The sequence below is a fragment of the Rhodococcus sp. UYP9 genome (genome assembly GCF_040547235.1).
Lineage (GTDB): Bacteria > Actinomycetota > Actinomycetes > Mycobacteriales > Mycobacteriaceae > Rhodococcoides.
Genome location: NZ_JBEPPH010000001.1, coordinates 1,182,054 through 1,199,113, shown reverse-complemented (window position 1 = coordinate 1,199,113; position 17,060 = coordinate 1,182,054). Strand labels below are relative to the sequence as shown.

Below are 17,060 nucleotides of genomic sequence, written 5' to 3'. Positions count from 1 at the left end.
CGCGACCATGGGAGGTGGGCCATGCCGAATCGAAGTCGACGGAACAGGCATCTGGGACGCCTCCGCGTGTACCCGTGCGGGGCCATTCGCGAGTGAGAAAACTCGAGCTCGATGAAGCGGCCCTGACACTGCTGGTTTTCGTCGTGGGAACGACGCTTCTTTCCATCGCTGGTGGAAGCGCATCGTGGGGCCAACTGGGGGTGACGGGTCGGCTCGCAGTTCTCGCGGCGTCGGCTCTCGGTATCGCGTCTGCGGTAGCGCTTCTGAGATCGAAGCAGCCGAGCCCGAAGCGCACCATCGGCAGTGTCACGTTCATGGCTACCCTCGCTCTGGCGTTGACGTCGTCTGTCAGTACCGCCCTGCCGACCCTTCTCGTCAGCGTGCAGTCCGCGATGTTCCTGGGCATGCACGTCGGCGCGTTCTGGTCCGAGCGTAATGCGGGCATATGGGCTGCGTTCGTCGCGCTTTCGACGGTAGCGGGTACCGCTGTGGCGCCATACGACGCGCCGTTCATCGCGTACATCCTCATTGCGCTCGGAGTAGTCGGCTCCACCGAAGTATTCGGTACCTTCGCCCGACGTATGCGCTATTCGGCGACACACGACGTCCTGACGGGGCTCCTCAACCGCTTCGGATTCGAATCCAAGATAGACAAGGTGCTCCCGGCCTGTGCTGCTCGCGGGCTGTCGGTCAGCGTGGCGGTGCTCGATCTGGACAACTTCAAGCAGATCAACGATGAGTACGGGCACATCGCAGGCGACGTGTTGCTCTCACGCCTGTCGAAGGCGTGGAAAGCCGAACTCACGCGGCGAGACGTGCTCGGCCGACTCGGGGGCGACGAGTTCGTCCTGTTCATGCCGGGCGTTCACGAGGCAGAGGCCTGGCACATCATCGAGCGGCTTCGGCGCGCACATCGTGCCGAGTGGAGTGTCGGACTGGTCTGCATGCCCGCTACGTGTCGCTGGGCGGAGATATACCGGGCGGCCGACGCCGATCTGTATCGCGCCAAGCGCAGCAGACCGATAGCGCAAAGGCAGCCTGGCGCTGCTGACACCGACTCCACCGGTGAACCGGACTGGAGAATACAGCGCTGAGTTCCCGCCCCCCGCATTCATCCACAGCCTGTGGATAGATTCGGCCCGGCGAGCTGAAAAAAGTGTTGACTGTGTTCTCACGTCGACCGACCGGACGGCGATCGGGTAGTCGACGGGGGATGGTTGCATGGTTACCTGGAGTGACGTTCGGCAATGGGACCCGGAAAAGATTGGGCTGCTTGCGCGCGCACTGGTCCGCACGTCGGACGGGTTGATGGACGATATGGCCACGCTCGAGCGATTGTCCGAGACCCTCGAGTGGACAGGGGTAGCCGCAGATGCAGCGCGCACAGAAATTCACAGCCTTCGTGACGGGTATGTGCGCGGCGCCGATCAGCTGATGTCGATCGGAACCTGTGTCGAGGATCTTGCGTATGCGATGTACCCGCTCGTGGCTTCGGTTCGCGACTGCGACCGCGAAGCCCAGGACAGTGATGTCGACATCACCGACGACGGCGGGGTTGTGGATCGAATGCCGCTGTACTCCAGCGCGTCCGAAGATGCATGGAGCCTCGGTCGCGATCGGCTCAGGCGAATACGCGACCTGCGGGAACGAGCTACCGAACTTCTGACGCGTGCTCGATACCTCGACTCGGAGGGCGCCGCGACTCTGCGGACACTCTCAGATTCGGTATCGGCGACAGGAGCGGACGTCTCCACGATCCCCGCTGCTGCAACAGAATTCAGAACAGCAGTTCCGACCGAGACAGCAGTATCTATGGGAAGGAGTGCGCCCGCAAACGCCGCATTCTGGGATTCGCTCACGATGGCTGAGCGGACCCGACTACTCGTAGATCGACCCGATCTGATCGGAAACCTGGACGGGATTCCGGCGATGGTCCGGGATTCGGCAAACCGTCGGATGCTCGTCCGCGAAAGAACCCGCCTCGATAAAGTTGCCGCCGACCTTCAGAATCGCTTGAACAACAACATCTTCGGTGGGATGTTGGACAATGCCGATGCTGGGTTGGCACAGACACGCAAGCGTTTGGCCGCGCTCGATGCGATCACGGCCACCCTCGATCAGGGGGATCGCCAATTGCTGGTCCTGGACAATCGGAGTGGCGAGGACACCCTGGCTGCGATCGCGGTGGGCAATGTCGACACCGCTACTCACGTGGCGGTGTTCGTGCCCGGCCTCGACTCGGATGTCCAAGGGGACTTGGGACGATACGACGGTGATATGGATTCATTGAAAATGACTGTCGAACAACTACTTCCAAAGAATCCGCCGGAGACCGCCGCGTGCGTGACATGGATGAACTACGAGGCTCCGCACCTCGGGTGGAACCTGTTGAACCCGGACCGCTCCGTCGTCTCCGGCTCAGCGGCGATCGCCGGCGGAGAGCGGTTGTCGACATTTCTCGACGGACTCGATGCCGCGCGTGCCGAGGACCCACATCTGTCTTTGCTCGGTCATTCCTACGGTTCGCTCACCGCCGCGTATGCGGTCCGCGGTGCCGACGACACGGGCGTCGACGACTTGGTTGTTCTCGGGTCGCCAGGACTGGGAACCGGGACCGTCGCGGAGCTGTCCATACCGCCAGGTCACGTATTCGTCGGTGAAGCGGCCGACGACAAGGTCGCGGACCTCGGGGCCTTCGGCACCGATCCGAGCCATCTCGACGGCACGGAAAAGCTCCATACCGAAGGTTCGGGATACCTACCGGCCGAGGGACATGGTGGGTATTTCACCGAGGGCACCACAGCGCAGCACAACAGCGCGCTGGTCGTTGCCGGGCGCGCCTCCGAATCAGGCGGAGGCTGACCGGCATCGACCGACGGTCCTCGCTAGGGGTGCTCGGGGGCGCCGGGCTGCCCGTCGGCAGCGTGGGAGACCTCCGACTCGTAGTCGGCGAGACTGGGCGGCGCGTCCGCGGGCGGCTGGAAGGTGTTGCGACGTCGAGTGGCGAGAACTGTGACGCCGGCGACTGCCCCGAACAACGCTCCGAATACCAAGATCCGCTTCGTACGAGGTGAGACGCGAGGCCCGCCTTTTCGCTGGGCTCCGCTCTGCTTACGTCGGGCAATTTCGCGTCGCGCAAGCTTCAGTCCCCGGGTGGAGAGCTGGAGTCCGACGCCCGCTGCACCGCCACCGAAAACTTTCGCAGCCTGCACGGCAGAGCCACCAGTGGTCACCGCAATTCCACGAATCCGACCGGATTTCGATGTGCTCGTCATGCCTTCACTGTTCCATATGCAGGCGTAGAGCCAGGAATGAACACATCGAAGGACCGTTGCCGACCGCTCGGTAGCGCGTCAATGGCACGATGGAGGGGTGACTTCACCAAACAAGACCTCCACTGCCACGTTGCACACCAACCACGGCGACATCATCATCGATCTTTTCGGCAACCATGCGCCGAAGACGGTCGAGAATTTCGTCGGGCTCGCGGACGGATCGAAGGACTACACCTCGACGAACGCGTCCGGCGGAAAGACCGGACCGTTCTACGACGGCGCCGTCTTCCACCGTGTCATCGACGGCTTCATGATCCAGGGCGGAGACCCGACCGGAACGGGTTCGGGTGGACCGGGCTACAAGTTCGGCGACGAGTTCCACCCCGAGCTCTCGTTCGACCGCCCCTACCTGCTGGCCATGGCCAACGCGGGTCCCGGAACGAACGGATCGCAGTTCTTCATCACCACCGGCAAGACCCCGCACCTGAACCGCAAGCACTCCATCTTCGGTGAAGTGACGGACGAGGCGTCGAAGAAGGTAGTCGATTCCATCTCCGGAACTGCTGTCGGCCGCGGCGATCGTCCCGTCGAGGATGTCGTCATCACCAGCGTCACCATTGCGTGATCGCTCTCTCCTGAGAATCGTTCACATCACCAATTTCAGTGCTCGAAAAAATTCACCGTAGAGGAACTACACCATGACCGACCCCGGCTGGGGTGGCGCGCCCGGCGATCAGCCAACCCCACCCCAGTCGAGGTGCGTCCGGCATCCCGACCGAGCTACCGGATTGGCGTGCTCGCGATGCGGACGCCCCGCGTGCCCCGAATGTCTACGACCCGCAGCAGTCGGACAGCACTGCGTCGACTGCGTGCGTGACGCCAACGCTTCGGTCAGGCCGATCCGTACGGTCGCCGGTGCGCGGGCGGGATCGACGTACGGACTCGTCACGTACATCCTCATGGCCCTCAACGTCCTCGTCTTCGCGGTGACGGCGATGCAATCCCGCGATGTGATGGGCAATACCGCCGCGTCGCCGCTGTTCGATGCCTGGGCGCTGGTTCCACCACTGGTAGCTACCGGTGACGTAGAGCGCCTCATCGGCAGCGGCTTCCTGCACATCGGGCCGATCCACCTACTCGTCAACATGTTCGCGTTGTACATCATCGGCCGCGAGGTCGAAATGATTCTCGGTCGAAGCCGGTACCTGGCGGTTTACTTCGTCTCGCTACTGGGCGGCAGTGCCTCGGTCATGGTCCTCGAGGCCCCGCTCAGCATCACCGCGGGAGCTTCGGGCGCGATCTTCGGACTGCTGGGCGCGCAAGCGGTCATTCTGCTGAAGCTTCGCCGCAGCCCTACGCCGATTCTTGTGGTGATCGGCCTCAATATCTTCATCAGTATCTCGATCCCCGGAATTTCGCTCTGGGGACACATGGGTGGCCTCGTCGCCGGTGCCGCCGCGACCGCCGGCATCGTGTTTCTGCCCAGCCGCCTGCGGACACCGAACATCGGGTGGATCTCCGTCGGTGCCGTCGCAGCCGTATGCGTCGCAGTCATCGCAGTTCGTGCGCTGTCGCTTCGCTCGATGATGGGTCTGTAAGAACCCTCCAGCACCGTTGGAACAACCCGCCCGGCTCGTCAGCCCGCGGGTACGAACCCGTGCCGGACGAGCTCGTCGAATACTGTCTCCGGGCTGGTTCCGAGATCCCAGCGACCGAAGATGATCAGCCGATCCTCGGTGTCTCCCGCGCGTTGGACGTCGATTTCGATCATCGGCACTCGCCGCCCGAGTCGGGGGTATCGAGCGAGCTTGATTCGCACGATCTCGCTCGGGGCGTATGCCTGCACTCCCGACAGGCGCTTCATCGACAGTGTTCCGTCGACGATCGCCAGTCTCGGCCGCTGCAGGGCAGCGAGTCCCGCGATCGTCCACAGGCCGATAGCCGCGATCGAGATGAGAAGTCGGCCCGTGGCGTCGGTACCGGTCAACAATGCCGCTCCGAACAGTGCGAATCCACCCAAGATCATGGCGATGACAGCCGAAAGAGGCGTCGCCCAGCTCAATCTATCCACAGGCTGTGGAGACTCGGAAAAGTTATCCACAGGCTTTATCCACATTGGGGATGAATAACACGCGTGTAACTAGGTGTCTACGGGACCTTGTCATCGCCACTTCATGGTCATGACGAGACCGACAACCATGAAGCCGAAACCGATCAGAAAGTTCCACGCACCGAGGTTGTTCATCCACGAGATATTGTCGGCAGCCAAGTAGTACACGATGAGCCATAGCAGCCCTACCAGCATGAACCCGAGCATCACCGCCACGAAAAGTGGGCTCGACGGGCCGGCCTTCAGCGCTCCGGCGGATCTGGTGCCGGGTGCGATGGTGTAGTCCTTCTTCTTCCGAACCTTCGATTTCGGCATGTTCAACCCTTCGTAGTGTGCTGACGCTCGTACAGGCGACTTACCGGTACACGACCCGTCGACCTGTGGATAACGGTTGTGGACAACCGCAACAGGTAGCGTCCTCGCTAGTAGAGTTTCGCACTGTTATCGCCCCAACACTGCTTTGCCTGGCGTTGTTATCCACAGGCCCGGTTTTTTTCGGACCGGTCACCATATGCCCATACACGCTAGCTCAGCGCAATCTCACGAGAGAGCATCGGATGAAACCATGATCGAGGAATCGACCACCAGAGAGCGCGTCGCGACGCGTGGCTGGCAGATCCTGGTTCTCGTCGTGTGCCTTGTTGTCGGGGTCCTCCTGGCGACCACCAGGGTCGTATCGCAAGGTGACGAAATCCGTCGAAGCGACACCACCAGGTTGTCGGATCTGGTCGGAGCTGCCCAGAGCAGCAGTGACGACGCCGAGTCGATCAGAAACGACCTGGCCCGCCAGGTCGACGACCTGCAGCGCACCGCGGGTTCCTCCGACGTCGAAGTGGGACGTGCGCTTGCCGCGGCTGATCCGCTCGCCGCCCAGGCGGGGGTCGAGCCGGCATCGGGATCAGGTGTGGTCGTTTCGTTGACCGATGCGGCCCGGGGTCCGGACGGGCGGTACGCATCGGACGCGTCGCCGGACGACCTCGTCGTGCATCAACAGGACGTGCAAAGTGTTCTCAATGCACTGTGGACCGGCGGCGCGTCGGCAATGGCCATGCAGGATCAACGGATCACGAGCCAGGTCGCGCCGCGGTGTATCGGTAACACGCTTCTGCTGGGTGGGCGTACGTACAGTCCGCCCTATGTGGTGACGGCCTTGGGAGACCCCGAGCGACTCTCTGCGGCCCTCGCCAACAATCCGGGGGTTCGAGTGTTTCGGCAGTATGCGCTTCGTTACGGGCTGGGTTTCGAAGAAACACGTTCCGACTCCCTGACCGTGCCCGGCTACACCGGACCGATACGGATTGGATTCGCACAGCCTGCTCGGTGAGCGCCTCGGCACAGCAAGGGAACCGAGCCCCATCGTCCCGGCTTCACGAATGCCTCCAGCTCGCGCCCTCCGAGCCGGAGGACAGCACCTGACAATAGGGCATTCACGCCCGGCCGGAATGTGACAGTGTGGTTCGGACCACGGCTACCACGGACACAAGGTGCTGGTCCCGGCCTATTTGCGTGGGTTGTCGATCGACAACGCGCCATTGACACCAGGAGTCCTACAGTGAAGGCACTCGTCTACCACGGTCCCGGCAAGAAGGTGTGGGAAGAGGTCCCGAATCCGCAGATCATCAACGCCACCGATGTCATAGTCCAGATCGATACGACCACCATCTGCGGTACCGACCTTCACATTCTCGCGGGGGACGTCCCAGCGGTGACAGAAGGCCGAATCCTCGGGCACGAAGGGGTCGGCACCATCACTGAGATCGGCTCTGCTGTAAGCAGACTCGCCGTCGGCGATCGGGTCGTCATCTCCTGCGTCTCGTCTTGTGGCTCCTGCTCGTACTGCCGTCAAAGGTTGCCTTCGCACTGTTTGGCCGCAGAGGGTGCAGAGGGTGTCGGCTGGATTTTCGGGCACCTGATCAACGGCACTCAAGCTGAGTACGTGCGTGTTCCTTTCGCCGAGAACTCGCTGCACCCATTGCCTGAGAGTGTGAGCGATGAGGCGGGCATCATGCTGTCCGACATCCTCCCGACCGGCTTTGAAATCGGGGTGCGCAACGGTCGCGTGAAACCTGGTGACGTCGTTGCAGTCATCGGCGCCGGCCCCGTGGGCCTGGCAGCGATAATGACCGCCGGCCTGTACGGCGCTTCCCGGGTTATCGCCATCGACTTGGACGACAACCGCCTCGAGCAGGCCAAACGCTTCGGCGCGACGGACTCCGTCAACAACGGCGCGGCAGACTGGAAGGAGCAAGTCCTGGCTATGACCGACGGTCTGGGTGTGGACACCTCGATGGAGGCTGTCGGCATTCCGGCGACGTTCACGGCTGCTCTCGACATCGTGCGTCCCGGCGGCACGATCGCGAACATCGGCGTGCACGGCGCCTCGGTCGAACTGGCCCTCCAGGACCTGTGGATCAAAGACATCACGATCACTACAGGTCTGGTCTCGGCGACGACCACACCGATGCTGCTCAAGCTTGTCGCGCAGGGCAAACTCGAGCCCGAGCACTTCGTCACGCACCGGTTCGAGCTCGATGACATCATGGCTGCGTACGACACATTCGAGCGTGCCGCGGAGACCAAGGCGATGAAGATCGCTATCAGCCGCTGAGCGCACGTCATAAGCACGACATCGGGCGTCCGAAGCTCGCGGGCGCTCACCTATCCTTGTCTCATGCGCATTCTGGTCGTCGACAACTACGACAGCTTCGTTTTCAACCTCGTCCAGTACCTGGGCCAACTGGGAGTGGACGCGACCGTCTGGCGTAACGACGACGACAGGTTGACCGACCGGGCCGCCGTCGTTGCGGACTTCGACGGCATTCTGCTCAGCCCAGGGCCGGGGACACCGCACCGAGCGGGAGCCACGATGGATCTCGTGACCGCAGCCGCTGCGTCCGGCACTCCACTGCTCGGGGTGTGTTTGGGACACCAGGCCATCGGTGCGGCCTTCGGTGCGACCGTCGACCGCGCGCCCGAACTGCTGCACGGAAAGACCAGCAGTATCCATCACACGGGCGTCGGCGTCCTCGAGGGACTACCCGAGCCGTTCACTGCCACTCGATACCACTCGCTCACCGTCGTCGAGGACACAATTCCCGATGAACTCGAGGTGACCGGACGCACCGACTCCGGCCTCGTGATGAGCATGCGCCATCGGACGTTGCCGATACACGGCGTCCAGTTCCACCCCGAGTCGATTCTCACTCAGGGTGGGCACCGGATGCTGTCCAACTGGCTCGCCGTCTGCGGACTCGAGCAGGACGAGCGCCTCGTGGTCGAGCTCGAGGCGCAGGTCGCACTCGCGTTCAGCTGACGCGACGCTCGGCTTACCGGGGCGGAATTCCCAACGTCCCCACGTTCACGTTGAGCGACTGGGACTTGGTGATTTCCGATCCGGCGGGTTCGGCCTGATTGACGATCCGCCCGACCAGGGTCGGGTCGAGCTGGCTCTGCGGGGTCGAGGTGATGTTGGCTGACGTACCCGTCCATCCGGCTGCCTCGAGTGCCGAGAGCGCTTGCGCAGGCGTCATCCCGACAAGATCGGGCATGGGGATCTTGTCGCCGTTCGAGACGCGCAGTGTCACGGTGTCACCTTCGGCGGCGTTCGATCCACCCGCCGGGCTCGTCGAGACAACCTCACCTACGGTCTGGCCCGAGTCGATGTTCTCGATCTGAACCTTGAATCCGGCCGCCTCGATGTTGAGACGCGCAACGTCGACCTGCTGGCCAGTGACGTCGGGAACACGGATCTGCGACGGGCCACTACCCAACGTGATCTTGACGGCCGAGCCGACGGTGATGCCGACACCGGTCGACGGATTCTGTTCGACCACCTTGTCGAGATTCTCCGGTGTCGAAGCCGCTCGTGCCACGGAAGTGTCGAGTTCGAGACCGATCGCGGACAATGCCTGAGTTGCCTGTTGAGCAGTCTTGCCGGCCAACGCCGGAACCTGCACCTGCTCCGGACCGGTCGAGATATCGAGGTCGACCGTGCTCGGCGAATCGACCTGCGTTCCGGCGGGCGGCTGCGACGCGATGACTCTGCCCGCGGCGATCGTGGGATCGGGCTTCTCGCGGGTCTGGACTCGAAGTCCGAGGTCTGCAAGAGCGGAAGTAGCCTCCGCGGTCGTGAGATTTGCGACGGTGGGGATGGCGACTCGTTCCGGTGAGGAATCGCTGCCGAGAGACAACAGGAACGCGGTGATGATGCCGACCACGACTACCGCTGCCAGCGCGATCACTGCTATCCGCAGTCCTCGCCGCTTCGAGGTGCTGTCTTCACCGCGCCCGGCCGGGGCCTGCTCGGCCGGGCGGTCGGCGTCGCCTGATCGGTACTGCGGTTCCCGCGAATCCATCGAGCCGAGGATCGTGGTGCGGTCCTCGTCGTTCATGACGGTGGGCGCCGAGGGGCGCTGCCCACCGAGCACTCGCACCAAATCGGTGCGCATGTCTGCGGCCGACTGGTAGCGGTTGGCCGGGTTCTTGGCCATGGCCTTGAGAATGATCGAGTCGAGTTCCCGCGGGATCGCAGAATTGACCGAGGACGGTAGTTGCGGATCTTCCCGCACATGCTGATACGCGACGGCCACGGGTGAGTCACCCTTGAACGGGGGTTCACCGGTCAGGACCTCGAACAGAACGCAACCGAGCGAATACACGTCCGAGCGGGCGTCCACCTGCTCGCCTCTGGCCTGTTCGGGGGACAGGTATTGAGCTGTGCCGATCACTGCGGCGGTCTGCGTCATCGGACTCGAGCTGTCGGCAATCGCGCGGGCGATACCGAAGTCCATCACCTTGACTGCACCGGCGTTGTTGATCATGACGTTCGCTGGTTTGACGTCGCGATGCACGATTCCGTTGCGATGACTGAAGTCGAGAGCCGCGCAGACGTCGGCGATGACCTCCATCGCGTGGCGCGGTGTCATCGGACCGTCGGCGCGGACGATGTCACGCAAGGTATTGCCGTCGACGTACTCCATGACGATGAACGGCAGCGGACCGGCTTCGGTCTCGGCCTCACCGGTGTCGTAGACCGCCACGATCGCTGGATGGTTGAGAGCCGCGGCGTTCTGCGCCTCACGTCGGAACCGAAGATAGAACGTGGGATCGCGAGCGAGATCCGCTCGCAACACCTTGATGGCTACATCACGGTCGAGTCGACTGTCGCGCGCAAGGTGGACCTCGGACATGCCACCGAAGCCGAGAATCTCACCCAACTCGTAGCGGGAGGAGAGATTGCGGGGAGTCGTCATGGTTGTCCTTGTCGATCAGGTCCGAGTTGAGGTTTGGAGGCGCCGCCGGGCGCGGTGTCACCGGAATCTTCTTCGTCACCGGCACCGGGCAGCGACGGGAGAGTCAACTGCGGCAAGGTGAACCCGCTGCTCGTCGTCGTCGCCGCTGGGGCCGTCGTCGTGGTCGTCGGCGGCGCGGTGGTCGTGGTCGGCGGTTCCGTCGTGGTGGTCGTCGGTGGCGGCGTGGTTGTGGTGGTCGTTTCTCGGGTGGTGGTCGGTTCCGTGGTGGTCGGTTCCGTGGTGGTGGTGGTCGTCGTGGTCGGGGCAGGCTTCGTCGTCGGCGGCGTGAACGGCGCCTGTGACCCCTGTCCTCCCGTCAGCAGCACGTAGCCACCGATGATGACCGCCAGCACCAGAAGACCAGCGCCACCCCAAGCAAGGGCCTTCTGGGCAGAAGTCATCCCCGTCGGTTCCGGCGTGGCGGGAACCGCAGCGCCCGTGGACGGCCCGGTGTATCGGTTCTGGGACGTCGGCATCATTTGAGTGCTGTTGGGATTGGTGCCGGCAGCAGCTACGACACCAGGCATCAGAACGCGGCCGGTACCCGGACCCCGACCGTTGCCGGGAGCTGGTGGTCGTCGACCGGCACGCACTGCGGCAACAGCGTCCGCGAACTCACCGCCGTTCGCGTACCGGGCCGCGGGATCCTTGGCCATCGTGATCTCGATGAGCTCGCGCACCGATGGCGGCAAATCTGCGGGCAACGGTGCAGGCATCTCGCGGACGTGTTTCATCGCGACGGTGAGCGCACCGTCGCCGACGAACGGCCGCGTGCCCGAGAGCACTTCGTAGCCCACGACACCGAGGGAGTAGACGTCGCTCGCCGAGGTAGCTTCGTCGCCGAGAGCCTGCTCGGGAGCGATGTACTGTGCGGTCCCCATGACCATGCCGGTCTTGGTTACCGGGGAGGCGTCGACGGCTTTGGCGATGCCGAAGTCGGTGATCTTCACCTGACCTGCGGGGGTGATCAGAATGTTGCCCGGCTTGACGTCGCGGTGAACGACACCTGCCGTGTGCGCGATCTGAAGCGATCGGCCGGTCTGCTCGAGCATGTCGAGGGCATGCCCGAGTGGCAGCTTCCCGATCCGTCCGAGCACAGCGTTGAGCGGTTCACCGTTGACGAGTTCCATGACGAGATAGGCCAGGGACTCGCCTGCTTCGTCGCGCGTCTCGCCGTAGTCGTAGACCCCGGCGATTCCGGGGTGGTTGAGCTGCGCTGTTGTTCGCGCCTCGAAACGGAAGCGCGCCAAGAACTCCGGATCCTCGGAGAACTCGGCTTTGAGAACCTTGACGGCAACCTTGCGGTCGAGGCGATTGTCCATCGCCTCCCACACCTGACCCATACCGCCCGTGGCGATCAGCCGTAGGAGGCGATAGCGCTGTGCGATGACGGCACCATTTTTCAGTGGCATGTTCTCAGGTCACCTCCCTTGCAATCCGGCAGCGATGACCGCGCGCCCGATCGGTGCGGCCACCGAACCACCGGTGGCTGCAAGTGCACGGTCGCCACCGTCCTCGACGAGTACGGCGATGGCAATCTTCGGTGCCTCGGCCGGTGCGAAAGCGATGTACCACGCGTGCGGTGGTGTGTTTCGAGGATCGGTCCCGTGTTCGGCCGTGCCGGTCTTCGACGCGATCTGCACGCCGGGAATCTTGCCCTGTGATCCGGCATTGTTCTCGGCACCGATCATCAAATCGGTCAGAGTCGAAGCGACCTCCGTGCTGATGGCCTGGCCTTCCGATTGTGGCTTGGTGGTCGACAGGTCCGACAGATCCGGTGCCTGCAGCTGACTGATCAAGTGCGGCGCCATCCGAACTCCGTTGTTCGCCACTGTTGCTGCGATCACGGCATTCTGTAGCGGCGTCAGCGCAACATCTCGCTGACCGATGCTCGTCTGGCCCAGCGCGGCGTCATCGGGGATGGATCCGATCGTGCTGTCGGCGACGGGGAGCTGCAAGGACGTCGTGTCTTCCCCGATGCCGAACGCGCTCGCGGTATCTCGGAGCGCATCGGCACCGGTCTTGATGCCGAGTTCGACGAAGGCGGTGTTACAGGATCGAGCGAACGCCTCACGTAACGACGCCGTCGCCCCGCCACCGCACGTGCTGCCGTTGTAGTTCTCGAGGGTGGTCTGGGTGCCGGGAAGGGTGATGTTCGACGCTGCCGTCAGCTGATCGTCGGGTGTGGCACCGTTCTCGAGGGCCGCTGCCGTGTCGAGGACCTTGAAGGTCGATCCCGGCGGGTAGGTCGCCGATATCGCGCGATTCAGCAACGGCTTGTCGGGATCGGCGTTCAGTGCATCCCACGCCTCGGTGGTCTGTTGTCCGTCGTGGCTCGCCAACGAATTGGGGTCGTAGCTCGGTGTACTCGCCATCGCCAGGATATTGCCCGTCGAGGGTTCGATCGCGACGACGGATCCGGTGTAGCCCTTGGACGTGAGCTGGTCGTATGCCACCTGCTGAACGACGGGGTCGATGGTGGTCACCACGTTGCCCCCGCGCGGGTCGCGTCCGGAAATCAGATCGAAGAGGCGACGACCGAACAGGCGATCGTCCGAACCGTTGAGCACCTGATCTTCGGTGCGCTCGAGGCCACTGCTCGAGTAGAGCATCGAGTAGAACCCGGTGACCGGCGCATTCGCCAACGGGCTCGACGTCGCCGCCGGATTCGACGGGTAGGTGCGTAGGTACTTGTATCGGTCGTCGGTGGCGAGTGATGCGGCAAGAACCTGGCCCCCTGCCGAAATCTGTCCGCGCTGGCGGGAGTACTCGTCGAGTAGTACACGCGAGTTACGCGGGTCGGTCCGCAGATCGTCCGCCTTGATCACCTGCAGGTAGGTCGCATTGGCGAGAAGGGCCACGATCATGACCATGACGGCGATGGAGACCCGTCGAAGTGGAGTGTTCACGGGCGTTTCACCATTTCGGTCGGCGCTTCCGCGATCGGCGTCGCCACCACAGGCTTCTTGTTCGGAACGGCGGGTTCACGCGCGGCGTCGGAGATCTTGATCAACAACGCCAGCAGTAGATAGTTCGCTAGCAGCGAGGACCCGCCGTACGACATGTACGGGGTGGTGAGTCCAGTGAGAGGAATCAGCTTGGTTACCCCACCCACCACGACGAACAACTGAATGGCGATGGTGAACGCGAGCCCGGCGGCGAGAAGTTTGCCGAAGCTGTCACGAACGGCGAGCGCGGTGCGCAGGCCTCGGATGATGAAGACCAGGTATAGGACCAGGACTGCGGTGAGTCCGATGAGTCCGAGCTCCTCACCGACCGTCGCAATGATGAAGTCGGTCTTTGCGAACGGGACCTGCGACGGACGCCCACTGCCCAGCCCGGTCCCCGCGAGGCCGCCTGTGGCGAAACTGAACATCGACTGGACGATCTGGTAACCGGTGTCGTTGTAGTCCTCGAACGGATGCAGCCAGGTATCGGTGCGAATCTTGACGTGTCCGAAGACTTGATAGGCGAACAGGAAGCCGATCAACAGCAGCGCGAATCCGATGATGAGCCAGCCGACGCGTTCGGTGGCGATGTAGATCATCACTAGCACGGTGCCGAAGATCAGCAGCGAAGTACCGAGGTCCTTCTCGAACACGAGAACAGCGACCGAGACGATCCACACCAGCAGAATCGGACCGAGATCGCGCGCACGGGGGAAGTCCATCCCGAGTACATGTTTGCCGGCAGTGGTGAACAGTTCACGCTTGGCGACAAGGAGTGAGGCGAAGAAGATCAGCAACAGGATCTTCGCGAACTCGCCGGGCTGAAGGCTGAAGCCGGGCAGCCGAATCCAGATCTTCGATCCGTTGACCTCGGAGAACGCCGACGGCAGCAGTGCGGGAATGGCGAGCAGCACCAGACCTGCAAGACCGACGGTGTAGCTGTAGCGCGCCAGCGTGCGGTAATCCCGCAACAGGACCAGCACTGCAATGAATCCGGCGATCGCAAGGGTCGTCCAGAGCACCTGCTGATTGGCGTCCGGCGACGGGATTTCCTGACCCAGGTATGCGGCCGACTGTTGGTCGGCGAGATCGAGACGATGGATCAGCACGAGGCCGAGACCGTTCAACAGCGCCACGATCGGCAGCAGCAGCGGGTCCGCGTGCGGGGCGAACCTGCGGACCGCGAGATGCGCCACCGTGACCAATGCCAGATACGCCAGCGAGTACTTGACGAGATCGAGGGTGATGGTTTGTTCTTGGCTGGCCTCTACCAACACCAAGGACATCGTGGTGATCACCACCGCTATCCCGAGCAACAACAACTCGACGTTACGTCGGTTCGACTGAACGGGTGCCGGAGCAAATCCTTCCGGCGGACTCGGAAAGGATGCCCCCGCAGACGAATTGGAGCTCATCAAATACCGGCCCTACAGTTCTGACCTGCTACTTGCGGTGCTGACGGTGCTGGGGTGGGCGTTGGTTCGGGCAGGACCGGTGGCGGGGCATCGGGCGCCGGAGGCAATGCCGGGGCACCTGGTGGCGGTGGCACCGGCGTCGTGATAGCCGGGGTCGCAGGCTCGGGTTCGCACAGCGGCAACAGATCACCGGAGGCGAGCTGCTTCATCTGTCCGTTCGCGTCGTCGAGCTTGCCCGACGGAAGTCCGGCTCGTACCTGTTCTCGAGCGGCGGGCACCAGATCGTCGACCTCGAAGACGTCACACGTGCTCGAGGCGGAATCCGGGCCGCGCAGGGTGAGCGTGCCGTCTGCGTCGAGGCAGCCGACGGAGTGGACCGTCTGAAGCGAGTAACCCAGGATCGAACCCGGAACTCCGCGCATGACGGCGACGCGGTTGTTCTCCTCGCCGACGTAGTAGTTGTTGCGGATCGCCGCGTTGGCAACGAAGGCGCCGCCGACCAGCAATGCGATGAGCGTCAGCGCGACCAGCGACCAGCGCAGCTTGTGCGACTTCTTCTCGGGTTCCGGTGCGGGAGTAGCGATTCGCTTCGGTGTCGACCTCGGCGGCCGCATTGCCGCAGCACGACCGGCGGCGGTGTTGAGCGGCGGTGAGTACTCTTCTTCCTCGGTACTTGCCGCGCCCCCGACAATCGGGTGACTCTGGCCGTAGTCGAGGTCGATGACGTCCGCGACGACGACGGTGACGTTGTCCGGTCCGCCGCTTCGCAGAGCAAGCTCGATGAGGCGGTCGGCGCTCTCTGCGCAGTCGCCCTCGTTCATGGTGTTCTCGATGGTTTCGTCGCTCACGACGTCGGACAGACCGTCCGAGCAGAGCAGGTAACGATCACCCGCACGAACCTCGCGGACGGTCAGCGTCGGTTCGATCTCGTTACCGGTCAATGCCCGCATGATGAGAGAGCGCTGGGGGTGGGTGTGCGCCTGTTCGGGTGTGATCCGGCCTTCGTCTACGAGCGACTGAACGAAGGTGTCGTCGCGAGTGATCTGCGAGAGCTTGGTGTCGCGAAGCATGTATGCCCGCGAATCGCCGATGTGAACGAGGCCGATCTTCTTGCCTGCGAAGAGAATTGCGGTGAGCGTCGTGCCCATCCCGTCGAGTTCGGGTTCGTCTTCGACCTGATCGGCGATGGAAGCATTGCCCTCGCGGGTCGCAGCTTCCAGCTTGCCGAGCAGGTCGTCACCGGGCTCGTCGTCATCGAGGTGCGCCAGGGCGGCGATCATCAACTGCGAAGCGACCTCGCCCGCGGCATGTCCGCCCATCCCGTCGGCGAGCGCGAGGAGTCGCGCTCCTGCGTAGACGGAGTCTTCGTTGTTCGATCGCACGAGTCCGCGGTCACTGCGGGCCGCATAACGCAGTACAAGAGTCACGGGCGCAACTCGATCACGGTTTTGCCCACACGCACCGGAGTGCCGAGCGGGACGCGGACGGCAGTGGTCACCTTGGCCCGGTCGAGGTAGGTGCCATTGGTCGAACCGAGATCTTCGACGTACCAGTCACCCCCGCGTGGGGAGATCCGTGCATGCCTGGTCGACGCGTAGTCGTCGGTCAGCACGAGTGTCGAGTCGTCGGCGCGGCCGATGAGAACCGGTTGCGTGCCGAGGGAGATGCGAGTTCCGGCGAGACCGCCCTGTGTTACCACTAGATTCTTGGCAACCTTCTGTTTGTTGAACGAGGGAAGAACCTTCGAGCCTCGGGAATAGCGTGCAGGCATACGCATGCCGGACGCGGCATATATGTCGCTACGTAGGGTTCGCAGGACGGCCCAGACGAAGAACCAGAGCAAGAGTAGAAAACCCGCTCGGGTCAGCTGCAGAATCAATCCCTGCACAGCCGTCCACCTCCTTTGCCACATCTGTGTCGACCAGCGTGGAGAACACGCCGGTTACTTCCCCCATGCACGCACCACGTGCAGACGTTTTCACACACAGCATCCTAGATAGAAGCTGTGTGTGTCGATCACC

16 protein-coding genes are annotated in these 17,060 nt (G+C 63.2%); 7 read left to right on the top strand and 9 right to left on the bottom strand.

The genetic code is table 11. From position 1 onward, the window contains the following. Positions 1-92 precede the first annotated feature (92 nt). Both ABIB36_RS05575 and ABIB36_RS05570 read left to right on the top strand, forming a co-directional pair. Positions 93-1,094: a GGDEF domain-containing protein gene (locus tag ABIB36_RS05575; RefSeq protein ID WP_256895843.1), complete on the top strand. Its 1,002-nt coding sequence runs from the start codon at positions 93-95 to the stop codon at positions 1,092-1,094. Positions 1,095-1,221: 127 nt separating this feature from the next. Further along, entirely contained in the window at positions 1,222-2,862 is a 1,641-nt protein-coding gene (locus ABIB36_RS05570; protein WP_084348247.1) for an alpha/beta hydrolase, read from the top strand. Between the two features lie 23 nt (positions 2,863-2,885). On the opposite strand, the gene ABIB36_RS05565 is transcribed toward ABIB36_RS05570, so the two are convergent. Beyond that, the gene (locus ABIB36_RS05565) at positions 2,886-3,275 is read right to left on the bottom strand and encodes a hypothetical protein (protein WP_084348246.1); all 390 of its coding nucleotides are present in this window, start codon (positions 3,273-3,275) and stop codon (positions 2,886-2,888) included. 97 nt (positions 3,276-3,372) lie between these two features. On the opposite strand from ABIB36_RS05565, the gene ABIB36_RS05560 reads away from it, so the two are divergent. Further along, complete coding sequence (locus ABIB36_RS05560) at positions 3,373-3,900, top strand: peptidylprolyl isomerase (RefSeq protein ID WP_084348245.1); 528 nt, start codon at positions 3,373-3,375, stop codon at positions 3,898-3,900. 73 nt (positions 3,901-3,973) lie between these two features. Continuing rightward, positions 3,974-4,873 (top strand): rhomboid family intramembrane serine protease, encoded by a 900-nt coding sequence (locus tag ABIB36_RS05555; RefSeq protein WP_354560365.1) that lies wholly within the window; start codon positions 3,974-3,976, stop codon positions 4,871-4,873. 38 nt (positions 4,874-4,911) lie between these two features. Here ABIB36_RS05555 and ABIB36_RS05550 read toward each other — a convergent pair whose 3' ends face one another. Further along, the gene (locus ABIB36_RS05550; protein WP_354560367.1) at positions 4,912-5,391 is read right to left on the bottom strand and encodes a PH domain-containing protein; all 480 of its coding nucleotides are present in this window, start codon (positions 5,389-5,391) and stop codon (positions 4,912-4,914) included. 45 nt (positions 5,392-5,436) lie between these two features. Further along, positions 5,437-5,700 carry a cell division protein CrgA gene (gene crgA, locus ABIB36_RS05545; RefSeq protein ID WP_084348242.1) on the bottom strand — a complete coding sequence of 88 codons (264 nt, stop codon included), beginning with the start codon at positions 5,698-5,700 and terminating at the stop codon, positions 5,437-5,439. 250 nt (positions 5,701-5,950) lie between these two features. Between crgA and ABIB36_RS05540 the strand changes: the two genes are divergently transcribed. The 3 genes from ABIB36_RS05540 to ABIB36_RS05530 all read left to right on the top strand — a co-directional run bounded on the left by ABIB36_RS05540 (position 5,951) and on the right by ABIB36_RS05530 (position 8,698). Continuing rightward, complete coding sequence (locus tag ABIB36_RS05540; RefSeq protein WP_354560369.1) at positions 5,951-6,709, top strand: DUF881 domain-containing protein; 759 nt, start codon at positions 5,951-5,953, stop codon at positions 6,707-6,709. Positions 6,710-6,937: 228 nt separating this feature from the next. Then, on the top strand, positions 6,938-7,993 hold the full coding sequence (locus tag ABIB36_RS05535; RefSeq protein ID WP_354560371.1) for a zinc-dependent alcohol dehydrogenase family protein: 1,056 nt from the start codon (positions 6,938-6,940) through the stop codon (positions 7,991-7,993). A gap of 63 nt (positions 7,994-8,056) precedes the next feature. Beyond that, the gene (locus tag ABIB36_RS05530; RefSeq protein ID WP_354560372.1) at positions 8,057-8,698 is read left to right on the top strand and encodes an aminodeoxychorismate/anthranilate synthase component II; all 642 of its coding nucleotides are present in this window, start codon (positions 8,057-8,059) and stop codon (positions 8,696-8,698) included. A gap of 13 nt (positions 8,699-8,711) precedes the next feature. Here ABIB36_RS05530 and pknB read toward each other — a convergent pair whose 3' ends face one another. From pknB to ABIB36_RS05500, 6 genes are read right to left on the bottom strand one after another with little or no spacing between them, the layout of a single operon-like run. Next, positions 8,712-10,637 carry a Stk1 family PASTA domain-containing Ser/Thr kinase gene (gene pknB / locus ABIB36_RS05525; RefSeq protein WP_084348238.1) on the bottom strand — a complete coding sequence of 642 codons (1,926 nt, stop codon included), beginning with the start codon at positions 10,635-10,637 and terminating at the stop codon, positions 8,712-8,714. Then, on the bottom strand, positions 10,634-12,088 hold the full coding sequence (locus ABIB36_RS05520; protein WP_084348237.1) for a protein kinase domain-containing protein: 1,455 nt from the start codon (positions 12,086-12,088) through the stop codon (positions 10,634-10,636). The genes pknB and ABIB36_RS05520 overlap by 4 nt, the downstream gene beginning before the upstream one ends. Positions 12,089-12,097: 9 nt before the next feature. Continuing rightward, complete coding sequence (locus tag ABIB36_RS05515; RefSeq protein ID WP_084348236.1) at positions 12,098-13,585, bottom strand: peptidoglycan D,D-transpeptidase FtsI family protein; 1,488 nt, start codon at positions 13,583-13,585, stop codon at positions 12,098-12,100. Continuing rightward, on the bottom strand, positions 13,582-15,039 hold the full coding sequence (locus ABIB36_RS05510; RefSeq protein ID WP_084348235.1) for an FtsW/RodA/SpoVE family cell cycle protein: 1,458 nt from the start codon (positions 15,037-15,039) through the stop codon (positions 13,582-13,584). Before ABIB36_RS05510 ends, ABIB36_RS05515 begins: the two co-directional genes overlap by 4 nt. After that, positions 15,039-16,466 (bottom strand): PP2C family protein-serine/threonine phosphatase, encoded by a 1,428-nt coding sequence (locus ABIB36_RS05505; RefSeq protein WP_354560376.1) that lies wholly within the window; start codon positions 16,464-16,466, stop codon positions 15,039-15,041. Before ABIB36_RS05505 ends, ABIB36_RS05510 begins: the two co-directional genes overlap by 1 nt. Then, positions 16,463-16,927: an FHA domain-containing protein FhaB/FipA gene (locus tag ABIB36_RS05500; protein ID WP_084348233.1), complete on the bottom strand. Its 465-nt coding sequence runs from the start codon at positions 16,925-16,927 to the stop codon at positions 16,463-16,465. Before ABIB36_RS05500 ends, ABIB36_RS05505 begins: the two co-directional genes overlap by 4 nt. Between the last annotated feature and the right edge of the window lie 133 nt (positions 16,928-17,060).